This window comes from Alcanivorax sp. S6407 (genome assembly GCF_023016115.1).
Lineage (GTDB): Bacteria > Pseudomonadota > Gammaproteobacteria > Pseudomonadales > Alcanivoracaceae > Alcanivorax.
Genome location: NZ_JALKBH010000002.1, coordinates 252,913 through 266,599 on the forward strand (window position 1 = coordinate 252,913; position 13,687 = coordinate 266,599).

At 56.6% G+C, this 13,687-nt stretch carries 12 protein-coding genes; 4 read left to right on the forward strand and 8 right to left on the reverse strand.

The window, feature by feature from the left end; genetic code table 11:
* Positions 1-341: 341 nt before the first annotated feature.
* Positions 342-3,662 (forward strand): mechanosensitive channel MscK, encoded by a 3,321-nt coding sequence (gene mscK / locus MWU49_RS04350; protein ID WP_246968624.1) that lies wholly within the window; start codon positions 342-344, stop codon positions 3,660-3,662.
* A gap of 6 nt (positions 3,663-3,668) precedes the next feature.
* A complete protein-coding gene (locus tag MWU49_RS04355) occupies positions 3,669-4,982 on the forward strand; it encodes an APC family permease (protein WP_246968626.1) in 1,314 nt (437 codons plus the stop codon).
* A 208-nt stretch (positions 4,983-5,190) separates the two neighbouring features.
* Here MWU49_RS04355 and MWU49_RS04360 read toward each other — a convergent pair whose 3' ends face one another.
* A complete protein-coding gene (locus MWU49_RS04360; protein ID WP_246968628.1) occupies positions 5,191-5,493 on the reverse strand; it encodes an antibiotic biosynthesis monooxygenase in 303 nt (100 codons plus the stop codon).
* A gap of 752 nt (positions 5,494-6,245) precedes the next feature.
* Between MWU49_RS04360 and MWU49_RS04365 the strand changes: the two genes are divergently transcribed.
* A complete protein-coding gene (locus tag MWU49_RS04365; RefSeq protein ID WP_246968630.1) occupies positions 6,246-8,138 on the forward strand; it encodes a propionyl-CoA synthetase in 1,893 nt (630 codons plus the stop codon).
* Positions 8,139-8,195: 57 nt separating this feature from the next.
* Here the strand turns inward: MWU49_RS04365 and MWU49_RS04370 are convergent, their stop codons facing one another.
* The 7 genes from MWU49_RS04370 to MWU49_RS04400 all read right to left on the reverse strand — a co-directional run bounded on the left by MWU49_RS04370 (position 8,196) and on the right by MWU49_RS04400 (position 12,777).
* Complete coding sequence (locus MWU49_RS04370) at positions 8,196-9,182, reverse strand: GGDEF domain-containing protein (protein WP_246968633.1); 987 nt, start codon at positions 9,180-9,182, stop codon at positions 8,196-8,198.
* 320 nt (positions 9,183-9,502) lie between these two features.
* A complete protein-coding gene (locus MWU49_RS04375; protein ID WP_246968636.1) occupies positions 9,503-9,955 on the reverse strand; it encodes a hypothetical protein in 453 nt (150 codons plus the stop codon).
* Between the two features lie 97 nt (positions 9,956-10,052).
* Positions 10,053-10,649 (reverse strand): glutathione S-transferase family protein, encoded by a 597-nt coding sequence (locus MWU49_RS04380; RefSeq protein WP_246968639.1) that lies wholly within the window; start codon positions 10,647-10,649, stop codon positions 10,053-10,055.
* A gap of 125 nt (positions 10,650-10,774) precedes the next feature.
* Positions 10,775-11,284, reverse strand: coding sequence for a DUF3887 domain-containing protein (locus MWU49_RS04385; protein WP_246968642.1), 510 nt, complete (start codon positions 11,282-11,284; stop codon positions 10,775-10,777).
* Positions 11,285-11,318: 34 nt separating this feature from the next.
* Positions 11,319-11,690 carry a hypothetical protein gene (locus MWU49_RS04390; RefSeq protein ID WP_246968645.1) on the reverse strand — a complete coding sequence of 124 codons (372 nt, stop codon included), beginning with the start codon at positions 11,688-11,690 and terminating at the stop codon, positions 11,319-11,321.
* Between the two features lie 104 nt (positions 11,691-11,794).
* Positions 11,795-12,289: a hypothetical protein gene (locus MWU49_RS04395; RefSeq protein ID WP_246968648.1), complete on the reverse strand. Its 495-nt coding sequence runs from the start codon at positions 12,287-12,289 to the stop codon at positions 11,795-11,797.
* A 98-nt stretch (positions 12,290-12,387) separates the two neighbouring features.
* The gene (locus MWU49_RS04400) at positions 12,388-12,777 is read right to left on the reverse strand and encodes a hypothetical protein (RefSeq protein WP_246968651.1); all 390 of its coding nucleotides are present in this window, start codon (positions 12,775-12,777) and stop codon (positions 12,388-12,390) included.
* 254 nt (positions 12,778-13,031) lie between these two features.
* On the opposite strand from MWU49_RS04400, the gene trmY reads away from it, so the two are divergent.
* Entirely contained in the window at positions 13,032-13,634 is a 603-nt protein-coding gene (trmY, locus tag MWU49_RS04405) for a tRNA (pseudouridine(54)-N(1))-methyltransferase TrmY (RefSeq protein WP_246968653.1), read from the forward strand.
* Positions 13,635-13,687 lie beyond the last annotated feature (53 nt).

Consider the following 13,687-nt stretch of genomic DNA (forward strand, 5'->3'; position numbering starts at 1 on the left):
GGGAACCCAAACAGCCGTAGGAGCCAGCCACCCACACCTGTGGGAGCCTGCCTGCAGGCGATCCGAGCCCAGGCGAGGAAAAAACCGTTTCGAGTTACGAGAAGCGAGGTTCGAACCCCAACACACAACAACCCTCCCGGTCTGGCCTTTCGCAACTCCAAACTCGTCACTCGCTTCTGCCCCCTACCCTCGCTGTCGCTCGGATCGCTTGCAGGCAAGCTCCCACAGAAGACCTCTCGCAAACCACCCCTGACGCGCGCAACGTGTTGCATCCAGCATGAGGCGTGCAGCGCCTCCCTATGGTACAAATAGCGCAGATTCCCCCAGGAGTGATTTTTGTTATGGATCGACGTCTTCCCCTGATCCTGCTGCTGTTGCTGCCCATGCTGGCGTATGCCCAAGTCTCCGCCACATCCTTTTCCCTGCCCGGCGTGGGTGACCTGCAAAAACAGCTGACCGATACCAGCAGCAATAAGGAAGATGGCAGCCCTAACCCGGATAAGGAGCGGCTGGAGAAAACCCTATCTCTGCGCAAGGAAATTGATCAGAACCAGGAAAAGATCGAATCGCTCAAGACCTTTTCCGCCAAGGCCCCCAGTGAGCGCATCCGGCTGGAAGCCGAACTTACCCGCGCCCGTGATGAAAAGGACACCAACTGGCAGGAACGCTACGCCGATCTGTCCCTGGAAGAACTGGTCAAAACCCTGGTGTCACAGCTGGATGCCCTGGAAAAAAACCAGCAGGGGCTGGCCAAGGCCAGTAGCGACCTGACCCGGGCGCAAACCCTGCCTGAGCAGGCACAAAGTGCCATCAGCCGGGCCATGGACCGCATGGACGATATCCGCGTGATGCTCAACCAGGGCGTCGATGGGCAGGGGGAGTCACTGTCCGACGTTCAGGAGGTGATGCTCAACACCGAACTGCACGCGCTGGAAACCCGCATCAACCGGTTCAATCAGGAACTGGCCGTGGTGGACAAATCCCAGGATATTGCCCGCCTGCAGCAACAACTCTACAAGCTGGAGCAGAACCGCATCGAAGCCCAGCTGGATGCCCTGCAGCCGCTGATCAATGAGCGCCGCAGTAATCAGCTGGAAGCCCTGGCCAATGCCCCGGAAGCAGAACTGCCAGAGGATGTGCTGAATCAGCCCCAAGTAGTGAAGGCGCGGGAAAAGAACCGGGAATTACGTGAGCAGCTGGCCGCCCACAATATCGCCACCAACGAATTGCTGCGTACCGCCGTCAATACCAAGACGGAACTGGACAAGGCCCGCGCCCTGTCGACCACCGTCAACGACCAGATCCGCATGCTGGAAGGCAGCCTGTTGCTGTCCCGTATTTTGTACGATCAACAGAAAAGCCTGCCGCAGAGCGACACCTCGCTGGACCTGGACAAGAACATCGCCGAGATCCGCATCAGCCAGTTCGAGCTGGACAAGGACATTCGTGCCCTGGACGACAGCCCGCTGCCCGCCCGCCAGGAACTCGAAGCCAAACCGACCCCGGAGCTGGAGAAAGCCTTCCGCATTCTCCGTGAGGAGCGCCTCACCCTTTACGACCAGCTGGACCGGGAAATCAGTCGCCAGCTGGCGATCCTCACCCGTACCCAGCTCAATCATCAGCAGCTGCTAAAAATCAGCCGCAGCCTGCATACCACCATTTCCGAGCAGACCTTCTGGATGCCCAGCACCCAGCCGCTGGGCCTGGAATGGCTGGCCAGGCTGCCCGGCCAGATTGTTGATCAGCTGGCCAACACCCCCTGGGATGATCTGGCCCACATCACCCGCGAACAATTCAGCAGCAAATGGCCCCTGCTGATTGCCATCCTGGTGCCCCCGGTACTGCTGCTGATTCCCCGCCGGCGCCTGAAGAAAAAAATCGCCACCATGAACAAGGATGTGGGGCACCTGCGCAAGGACAGCCAGCTGCACACCCCCCTGAGCCTGCTCTATACCGTGCTGATTGCCTCCCCGGTGCCGGTGTTCCTGCTGCTGTTCGGCACCGGCCTGTGGCAACTGCAAGGCAACCTGACCAGTGTGTTTGGTTCCGCGCTGGTGCAATTGGCCCTGCTCTGGTTCGTGTTTGAATTCCTCTACCGGATGCTCAAGACCGACGGCATTGCCCAGCGTCATTTCCGCTGGAGCAATGAAGGCAACCACATCATGCGGCGACGACTGGTGGTGACTGGCCTGGCATTGATTCCAGTGCTGCTGATTGTCTCCTTCGGGGATTACTGGCCCGCCCTGCTCAGCAACGATCGTATCGGCCTGGTCATCATGCTGGCCTGCATGCTGATCATCGCCATCAGCCTGCCCAGCGTGGCCCAGAGCTACCCGGCCCGTAACGTCAGTCGCACCATGAAAGGCCTGATCACCGCCCTGTGTGCACTGGCTCCCCTGACTCTGGTGGTGCTCACCGGGCTCGGCTACTACTACACCTCGGTCCGGCTGGCCGGCCACATGATCTACAGTTTCTACCTGATCGCCCTGTGGATCGTGCTGGACGCTACCGCCGTGCGCGGCCTGGCGGTGGCCGCCCAGCGTCTTTCCTACAAGCGCATGGTGGCGCAGCGGGAAGCGGAGCAGAAAGACACCACCGGATCCGAAGCGGTGGAAGTGGAAGAACCCAAGCTGGACCTGAAACAGGTCAACCAGCAATCCCTGCGTCTGATCCGCCTCGCCCTGTTTGCCGCTGTGGGCCTGCTGGTCTACTGGGTATGGGCGGAAGTGCTGCACGCCTTCGCCTATACCGACAGCATCGTGCTGTGGGAAACCACCGACATGATCGGCCAGACCGAACAGACAGCCCCCATCAGTCTCGGCGACGTGATCGCCGCCCTGGTGATCGGCACCGTCACCTACCTGCTTGCCAGCAACCTGCCCGGCCTGCTGGAAGTGCTGGTGCTGTCGCGCCTGGATCTGCGCCAGGGCACCAGTTACGCCACCACCACCCTGCTCTCCTATGTGATTGTCGGCGCCGGCATCATCATTACCCTTGGCGCCCTCGGCCTGAGCTGGGACAAGATGCAGTGGCTGGTAGCAGCACTGGGTGTCGGGCTCGGCTTTGGCCTGCAGGAGATCTTTGCCAACTTCATCTCCGGCATCATCATCCTGTTCGAACGTCCCATTCGTATCGGCGACGTGATCACCATCGGCAATCTCGACGGCACCGCCAGCCGCATCCGTATCCGCGCCACCACCATCATCGATTTCGATCGCAAGGAAATCATTGTGCCCAACAAGGCCTTTGTCACCGAGCGGCTGATCAACTGGTCCCTGTCCGACACCGTCACTCGCATCATCATCAAGGTGGGCTTCGCCTACGGCTCGGATCTGGAGAAGTGCCGCGAGATTCTGCTCAAGGCTGCCCGCGAGAACAAACGCGTACTGGGCGATCCGGAACCGGTAGTGTTCTTCCTCACCTTTGGCGCCAGCACCCTGGATCACGAACTGCGGGTTCATGTGCGAGACATCAGCGATCGTCTGGCCGCCACCGATGAGCTCAACCGCCGCATCGATGCCCTGTGCAAGGAAGCCGGCGTGGAAATCGCCTTCAGCCAGCTGGACATCCATATCCGCCGCGACGATGGCGAAACCCTGTGCATCGAAGGCGAAAAGCAGCCGCGCAAGGACGACAACAGTAAAAATGACGAGCAGAGCTAAACGGACGTGCTCGGACTACCGTTAAAGCATTCGCTGCATCGCAAGCGCAACAAGCCACTGGGGATTCTGGAACTGGTGGCCATTGCGTTGGGCGGCATGGTTGGCGGCGGCATCTTTTCGGTGCTGGGTATTTCCGTGGCGCTGATCGGGGTCTACACCCCACTGGCCATCGCTCTGGGGGGCGGTGTGGCGGCAGTGGCCGCTTACTCCTACATCAAGCTGGCGCTCTATTACCGTGATGAGGGCGCCACCTACTCCTTCTTCAAGCGCACCTTCCCGGGCTCCCGTTTTGCCGCTTCATTGATCGGCTGGTGGGTCGTATTCGGCTACATCAGCACCCTGGCGCTGTATGCCTATACCTTCGCTTCCTATGCCATCAGCAGCGGCGCCCACGGCGATAACGAATGGCTGCGCAAGGGCGTGGCCGGTGCGGTGATCATGGTCTTTGCGCTGATCAATATCTGGAGCGTGAAAGGCATGGGCAAGCTGGAAGACCTGATGGTCTACGCCAAGCTGGTGATCCTGGGGCTGATTTCGCTGGTCCTGATCCGCAATGGCCAGGCCACCCTGCCCGAGCTGATGGATGCCCAGCAACCGGTCAGCCTGATGACCATCATGATCGTGGCCTCGCTCACCTTCGTGGCCTACGAAGGCTTCCAGCTGGTGATCCATGCCATGAATGAAATGGATGAGCCGGAACGCAATATTCCCATCGCCATCTATGCTGCCGTAGGCGCCGCCATCACCATCTATGTGGTCATCGCCCTCGGCGCCATCTTCGCCATCCCCTTCGCGGACATTATCCGCAACAAGGAATACGCCCTGGCTACCGGTGCCGGTGAAATTCTCGGGGATCTGGGGGCACGCCTGGTGATACTGGGAGCCCTTCTGGCCACCAGCAGCGCCATCAGCGGCACCCTGTTCGGCGCCTCACGGCTGATGGCGGTCATCGCCCAGGATGGCTACTTCCCCAAAGTCCTCTCCCAGCGCCACAACCATGTGCCCGTGAAAGCCATCATCACCATGGCGGCACTGGCCTTCGCCCTGATCCTGGTTGGCGGGCTGGAGCTGATTCTGGAATTCGGCAGCATGACCTTCCTGCTGGTGTCACTTCTGATGGCCTGGGCCAACTTCCGTATCCGCGACAAAACCGATTCGTCCCTCACCCTCACCCTGTTGGCCTGCGTGGTCCTCGCCGGCGGCACCGGCATGATTCTCTACTACGAACTGACCCACGAAATCGGCCAGATGCTGTTTGTGGGCGGGCTCTATCTGGTCCTCATGCTCGGCGCCTGGGGCTACGCCAGAACCGTCCGTTAGAAGAAGACAGACCTTGCCCTGTAGGAGCCATGCTCGCATGGCGAACCGAGCCCGGGCGAGGGAAAAGCAGCTATTAGCTGTGAGCTATGAGCTGTGAGAAAAATCAAAAACCTGAATGAACCAGGACGCGTCGCGCCTTTCGCGGTGGAACCACCGCTCCCACGGTGCTTCAACCCCGCGTCAGGCGTCCAGCATCAGGCATCCGGCGTTAAAGCACCGCCTCAAAACATTCCAGCTGGGGCGGGCCCATGTAGATATCGCGGCGGGCGCCGGCATTGGCGTGGGCTTTGCGGAAGGCTTCAGACCTCGTCCAGCCCTCAAACGCGTCCTTCGATTCCCACACCGCATGGGAAGAAAACAGGGTGTACTCCTCATTGGCCGGCCCCTGCAGCAGATGAAATTCCCGGAACCCCGGCACTTCCTTCAGGTAGCTATCACGCCCCTTCCAGATCTCGATAAATTCCTGCTCACAACCCGGCTTGATCTTGAAACGGTTCATGGCGATATACATGCCTACCTCCCTGATAATGAATTTCAGCCATGGTGAACCACCTGAAGCCACGCTGCATTGACGGGAACTACCGCGACACGCAACACGCAACAAGCCACACCCGCCAGCGGGCGACAATGGTTTTTGTAGGAGTCCATGCTTGCATGACGATCCGAGCCAAGGCGAGGAAAAAACAGTTACGAGTCACGAGAAGCGAGTGTCGAACCCCAACACCCGACAACCCTCCCGGTTTGGCCTTTCGCAACCCGAAACTCGTCACTCCCTTCCGCCCCCTCCCTCGCTGTGGCTCGGATCGCCTTGCGAGCAAGGCTCCTACAAAAAACCGGCCCCTTTCTCACCTGTAGGAGCCCTGAAAAGCCGTAGGAGCCAGCCGCCCACACCTGTGGGAGCTTGCCTGCAAGCGATCCGAGCACAGGCGAGGAAAAAACAGTTACGAGTCACGAGAAGCAAGTTTCGAACCCCAACACCCGGCCCCCCCTGTTTGGCCTTTCGCACCTCGAAACTCGTCACTCGCTTCTGCCCACCCATAAACACACACACCCTATCTGTCGCGTGTTGCATGAAGCGCGCTGCGTGCAGCGTCTCTTTCCCCACTTTAGTCTAATTCACTGGCACTCCCGCCCGTCATAGCATCCAATGAAGACACCCTTAACTGCCCGTGCTGTTGCCCGCTTTTACCTGCAGGCAAACGTCTGCATCGGGCCAGACCTACCACCACAAGTGGAAAGCGACACGGAAAGAGGTCCGCTGCGATGAGCTACGAACAAGAATATTCCGCCTCCATCAATAACCCCGAAGCCTTCTGGGCCGACAAGGCTCGCCAGCTGGACTGGTTCACCTTCCCCAAGACCATTCTGGGCAAGGATGAAAACGGTATCGATCGCTGGTTTGTGGATGGTGAGATGAACACCTGCCATATGGCGCTCGATGCCAACCTGGCGGCAGGTCGTGGTGATCAGGTTGCTATCTACTACGATTCCCCGGTCACCGACAGCAAGCAGGCCATCACCTACGCCGAGCTGACCGACCGTGTCGCGCGCTTTGCCGGTGCCCTGCAACAGCAAGGCGTGGACAAGGGCGACCGGGTACTGGTCTACATGCCCATGATCCCCGAGGCCGTAGTGGCCATGCTCGCCTGCGCCCGTCTCGGCGCCATTCACTCCGTGGTGTTCGGCGGTTTTGCTGCCAACGAACTGGCGGTGCGTATTGATGATGCCCAGCCCAAGGTGATCGTGTCTGCCTCGTGTGGGGTGGAAGTGGCAAAAATCATTGAATACAAACCCCTGGTGGATGCCGCCATCGAACAGGCCGAGCACAAGCCGGAACACTGCATCGTGTTCCAGCGCCCGCAGGTACAGGCCTCACTGATCGAAGGCCGTGACCTGGACTGGAACGCTGCCGTGGCCGCCGCTGAACCGGCAGACTGCACCCCGGTGCTCGCCACCGACCCGCTCTATATACTGTACACCTCCGGCACCACCGGCAAACCCAAAGGCGTGATTCGCGACAATGGCAGCCATGCCGTGGCCATGCGCTACAGCATGAAAGCCATTTACGACATGGATCCCGGCGATACCTTCTGGGCCGCCTCCGATGTGGGCTGGGTGGTTGGCCACTCCTATATCGTTTACGCCCCGCTACTCAGCGGCCTGTCCACCGTGCTTTATGAAGGCAAGCCGGTACGCACCCCCGACGCCGCCGCCTTCTGGCGCGTGGCCGAGGAATACAAGGTAAAGGCCCTGTTCTCCGCGCCCACCGCCTTCCGCGCCATCAAGAAGGAAGATCCCAACGCCGAAGGCATCAAGAAGCATGACCTGTCTGCCCTGCAAACCATCTTCATGGCTGGCGAACGTCTGGACCCGCCCACCTATGACTGGGTAAGGGATATCACTGGCCTGCCGGTGGTAGACCACTGGTGGCAGACCGAGACCGGCTGGGGCATTTGCGCCAACCTGATGGGCATCGACCCCAAACCCTGCAAGCCGGGTTCCGCCACCCTGCCCAGCCCTGGTTTTGATGTGCGCATCCTGGATGACAACGGCAATGAAGTGGGCCCCAACCAGCAAGGCAACGTGGCCATCAAGCTGCCGCTGCCCCCCAGCTGCCTGCCCTCCATCTGGGGCAACCACGCCCGGTTCCTCGCTGGCTATCTGGAACAGTTCCCCGGCTACTACAGCTCCGGCGACGGCGGCTACAAGGATGACGACGGTTATGTGTTCATCATGGGCCGCACCGATGACGTGATTAACGTGGCCGGCCACCGCCTCTCCACCGGGGAAATGGAAGAAGTGCTCGCCGGCCACCCGGCCGTGGCCGAGTGCGCCGTGATCGGCATCGCCGACGACCTCAAGGGCCAGGTGCCCATTGGCCTGGTGCTGCTGAAAGACGGAGTGGACGTGGAAGGCGATCAGCTCAACGATGAACTGGTGGCCCGCATCCGCCAGGAAATCGGCGCCGTGGCCTGCCTCAAGAACACCCTCATTGCCCAGCGCCTGCCCAAGACCCGCTCCGGCAAGATCCTGCGAAAGCTGCTGCGGCAGATCGCTAATGGGGAGCAATACAACATCCCGTCCACCATTGATGACCCGGCCAGCATTCCAGAGATTGAAGCGTTGTTGCGGGAAAAGGAGCTGGTGGCAGGCTAACAACGAAAGCGCCGGGCTTGCCCTGTTAGCAGGGCAAGCCCGGACGCGAAAACCATCCTACCCTTGTGAATAAACGCTGAACCCATTGCGACCAGCATGCTTGGCATCATAGAGCGCCTGGTCGGCCAGCTGGAAAAGATCCTCGAAGTCACTGGTCGCGTTGGCGATGCCAATACTGACAGAGAGACACCCCCTGGAATCAGAAAAGGCATGGGGGATCTGCAGGTCCGCCACCGCACTGATGATCTTGCCGGCAACAGCAATAGCGCCATCTTCCGGCGTGTAAGGCAACAGCACCACAATCTCTTCGCCCCCGTAACGGGCCGCAAAATCGGTTTGCCTGGGTAGTGCTGACTCAATTTTTTGAGCCACCTTTCTGAGCGCCTCATCGCCCTGTTGGTGACCGTAGAGATCGTTAAATTGCTTGAAGAAGTCGATATCGATAATCAGAAGTGACAGGCTGGAATTGGCTCGACGTGTTGCAGACACCAGCTCACAGAACTTGCAATCGAAAGCGCGGCGGTTGGGAATCCCGGTGAGCGAATCCACATAGCTCATCTCCGCCAGTTCCTTGTTGGCCTCGGCCAGCTGGAGTTCCATTTCTTTCTGTTGGGTAATATCCAGGTGAGTCCCCACCATGCGCAGCGGCGCCCCTTCTTCATCCCACTCCACCGTCTGCCCGGCGTCATACACCCACACCCAATGGCCATCCTTGTGCTTCATACGTGATTCAAAAATGTAATAGTCCGACTCACCAGCCCAATACGCCTTCAGCAAACGATCGGATTCCTTGAGATCCTCGGGATGGGCAAAGTGCATCCAGGTTTCGATACTGACAGGAGAAATTTCTTCAAGGGTATAACCGATGATATTGGCCCAGCGCTCGTTAAACACCGTGGCCCCGGTCTGAATATGCCAGTCCCAGATCCCCACCCCGGTGGCCTGGATCACCATATCGAGCTGGCGAGACTGATGTTCGAATTCCCTGAGCTGCTCCCTGAGAGAGACCAGCTCCTGTTCAAGGTCCTCAACCGTACGAGCCATAGGCTTCCCCACCTGGGCGGTAATTATCCGTAACGTCAATGTCTGCCGGCTGGCCAAAAGAAACCGCACCGTGCAGGTTCACGAGGCACTTTGCCAAACCAGACATACCGCTTGTGTTGTTATTTTGGCAGGAAAAGCCCCGGAGACAGCAATGCACAGGCGGCACAAATACGCCACCGCGGATAACAAGGAATCCGCCATCCTCAATGCTACTGTCACCAGATAGCCAACGACATACGACCTTGGTATCAATAAATCGCACCATAATGTATCCCCTCGCGGCACATCCCGAAGGAGATCATGACAGGCCCCAAGCCCAGTCAGGTCAGTTGGGGAATCCGGTCTGTATCACCAAGTTGTTGATTGAGTTGAGCGAGGCGCTTGAGAGAAATCTGGAACTGGCCATTGGACGGGAGCGACTTACCCTGAAACTGCTGCCAGACCAGCGCACCCGGCCCATTGTAGATTTCCGTGAACGTCCCATCCGGGTGGATCTGGATGACAATGGCGTGCTCGGGCTCACTACGAAACGCCGCAGAGCGACTCTGCGTCGCCTTGATCTCCACCTGTTTTCCGCAGGGGGAAAGCGCATCAAAACCCTTGTTGGAGGCCGTCATCAGTTCCAGCCCATAGGCATCCGCCACCAGGCACTCGCCGATACTCCCCACCATATGCCCATCGGGAGTGAAGTGACGACCGGGAAAAAGGGCTTCCAGCTCGTGTACGGTGGCGTAGAGCTGCTGGACCAGTTGCTGGAATTTCTGGTGATTCATGAAGAGTTACCGGGTCGACACCACAGGAACAAGGCACAAAATGCTGGAGCCAAATGCACGATGCAAGACCAGACCCCGGCTCTAGGCCCCATCACATTTATGCCATGCCTTTGAAATTCGGCAATGAAGCAACTCGATCCAACCATGCTTGCAAAGCCGGATAGGCTTCCAATTCAAAGCCACCTTCATGAGCCACATGAGTATAGGCATATAAAGAAATGTCCGCGGTGGTGAAGTTGGTGCCCGCTATATATGGCGTTATTCCCAGCTGATGTTCCATAACCTGCAACGCCTTGTGCCCGCCAGCTTGCTTGGAAGCGTATTCGTCAGCCTTCTCCTCAGGAAGGCCAAGATACTTATTGATGAAGCGGGCCACCGCGATATACGGCTCATGGCTGTATTGTTCGAAAAATTGCCACTGCAGGATACGTGCTTGAGCCAGCCCATTCTCTGGATAAAGAGCTGACCCTGCCGCCAGGTAGTTGATAATGGCGTTTGACTCCGCAAGAGTCTCGCCATCATCGAGCTCAAGCAAAGGTATTTTTCCATTGGGGTTCATTGCCAAGAACGGGTCAGATTTTGTGTCACCAGCCAGGATATCGACGTCTACCCATTCATGCTTGATACCCAAAAGATCACAAACCAACTGAACTTTGTAGCAGTTACCTGATTTCCTATCACCGTAAATTTTCACGCACTATCCTTTGCGATGTAACACCCGGCGCCGCGGGCCAATAAACTTGGGGGCAACCTTGGGGGCTGATCTTGCCATTTGCCATCTTGAACACGGGGAAAGACCTGACCCCGAACCGCGTGACCCTAAAATTCTCCGGGAGGAGAGACCCCGTCTCGTTCCTTGAGATGAAAGCCGACAACTTTGTCGAAAACACCGTCATCATTAAAAACGACAGAGTATTTCATCATCCCCGCTTCATGCTCGACGATCTTTATCGAAGCTATGAAATCACTGCCATCCTGCTCGAAAGGAACAAACCCCCACTGCATTTTCTTGTAGTTTATGATTTCCCCTTTCGCATAAGTCAACTGAGAAACCTGGTCCTTCCAGACCTGTTCAGACAAGGTTTTCTTTAAACTATCAGACAGCAACTCTGTATAAACTGATTCCGGATCTCCAGCCTTCATATACTCGACAAGCTGATTTGAAACCTCGAGAGCATTCGCATACTTTTTGCTCATCGAGCTGAGCGGCTCCGCCACATAGTCATCCTCAATATCCCCAGATCTATTAGCGGCATTAATACTTACGTCGCAGGCAGCAATTAGAGACAGGATGAAAAGAAGAACCAAAAGGGAAATTTTATTACTCATTTCAATATCCGTTTAACTATCACAAATCATGGAGTCAGCTTTGGGAAATGGGAGACCTGACACCACTGCTGTGCTTGTTAGTGGATAGTGCTCTGACGCGCCTAGACAAATGGATATTATAAAGATACTCCGCCCTATCAAAATTCATTTCTTTTCCTCTACATGACCTAATACCATGCCCCATCATTAACTTTGAGAAGCCGATTAACGGCCAAGGATGCCCACTTTTTCTATATAGGAAAACTATCTCAGCAGCCGCATTTAAAAAATTCTCAGAATAAGTCGTTGCCCAGCTGCCTATGCCATGGTGAGGTTCAAGATATTCACCCTGATGAGCCTTACATATCTTAATAAGCGCTTCTATCCTAGCTTCATCGCTCTTTGTGAAATGGGCTTCATTACTCATAACACCTCCAGACCAAAAATCACTAACGCACCCAGCAGGCGCGGATTTGTATTGGAGCCGCAGGCGGAACGGAAAACCCTTCGCCCTGCCCGGGCTTGTTAGGCCTACCACGCAGAGTAGCGCACATAACCGGCCTCCATCTCAAAGGCATAGCTCCTATCTCTGGACCCATTGATGGATGCGCTGAAACTCATCGCTATATTCCCTTCCTTGATCTGTGACCAGCTATAACTGCGCTTGCAAATGACCTTGAAATTCAGCAAACCCTCTGGATGGGTCTTATGAAGCGTTTCCTCTCGATTGGTCTGCACTCCACTAATGGCAATCCCATTTGCACCAGTCAGAACTAGGCTGCTAATTTCGATGACTGGCTCTTGCCCGCTGTAATATGCCCGCACACATGCAGTGACTTCTTCCGATGCGTGGCTCTGCACGATGATCTGGGGGTACAAAGCAACACCGCCAATACTGCTCTGTGCAATTTTCTCTAAGTTTCTCTCCGGAAAGATTAACTCGTCATAATGGTCAGGGATCGTCACTCGCAGAGTTGGAGGCCCATAAGCACAGCCCCCCATCAAGACAAGAATATAGATCAGCACTACACGCATCATCTGCCTAACGCCAAGGTAACCGGGCAGCCGGAGCGAAGCGGAGGGAACAAAAAGCGCAGCTTTTTGCTGTCCGGTTGACCGCCTTGTTAAGAGCTGAAGTACGCACGAGCCTGCCCATTTATAAAGAGATAACCAATAACAGCGCAGGATAAAAGCGCACCAAATATGATTAGCGGTAACTCTTGCCAAAGTACAACCGGCACCACCATTGCTGATACTAGAACAACTGAGTACAACTGACGGCAATAGCGCCAGCGCCGAAGAAATAGCACACCCAGAGCCGGCATAACTAAACCAACAGCAACTGTTGGGAGACCAATACCTTTATTCCAAATCTCTTGTGACTCCATTACTTCACCATTAAAGGTGATCGGAATACCCGGAATAACGGCAGCCCAAAAGAATACAAAGCAGGCCAAGGCATGCACGGTCAAAAATTTTAGAAGCGTTGGCATTTCTTTGAATGCTTGGTACATACCTGTGCTCTTAACAGCGTATTAATTAGAACATTCCTTACAACCCGGTTCCGTATAACTCCGAGCCACCCTCCCCGCTCAATCTATCAAAATACTCTCATATCAATCAGTTAGAGTGAAATAGCCAATGTCTTACATGGAGTTCAAAGGAACGTTCCGTTGAAACGGCCGCGTCTTCCCGTCCATAGTCCATGTCTCCACGCCCAATCAACGTCTGATGTACAATCCCCCCACATTCTCCAGAGCCCCAGATAATGCGTACCTTCGTCATCCGCGCCCGTGCTGCCTCCACCAACAGCCAGACCCTGCTGGCCAATGTGGGTGGTGATGCCCATAGCGAGATCCTGGCCCATACCCTGATGAATGCGATCTTTGTGGCGCAGTCTCACCGGGACGATGTGGTGGTGCATCTGGTGCTGGAGAGCACCCAGGACTATTCGCGGACCATTACCTTTGTGGCCGCGGAGATGCGGGATATTGGTGGCTTTCATGAACAGGCGCTGCTGGCCAAGGTAGTTCGGGCGCTGGATGCTTCTGCGGGGATGGGCAAGGAGCAGATGAAGGCGGTGGAGAGCGGCATTAGCGTGCGTACGCTGAGCTTTGAAAAGCTGGTGAAGGAGCTGGCCGAGGATGGCTATCAGCTGTACATGATGGACCCGAAAGGCGAGAGCATTCGCGAGCTGGCGTTTGCGGACAAGCCCTGCTTTCTTCTCACCGATCACATCCCCATGCCAAAGAAGAGTTTTAACAGCCTGAAGCGGCTGGGCACCGAGAAGATCAGCCTGGGGCCGACCATGCTGTTTGCGTCGCAGTGTGTGGTATTGATCAATAACGAAATGGATCTGGCCGGGCTCTGAGTGGATAAGCCGTCATTACCGTCATCCTCCATCCTCCCCTGCCACCCCCGGAC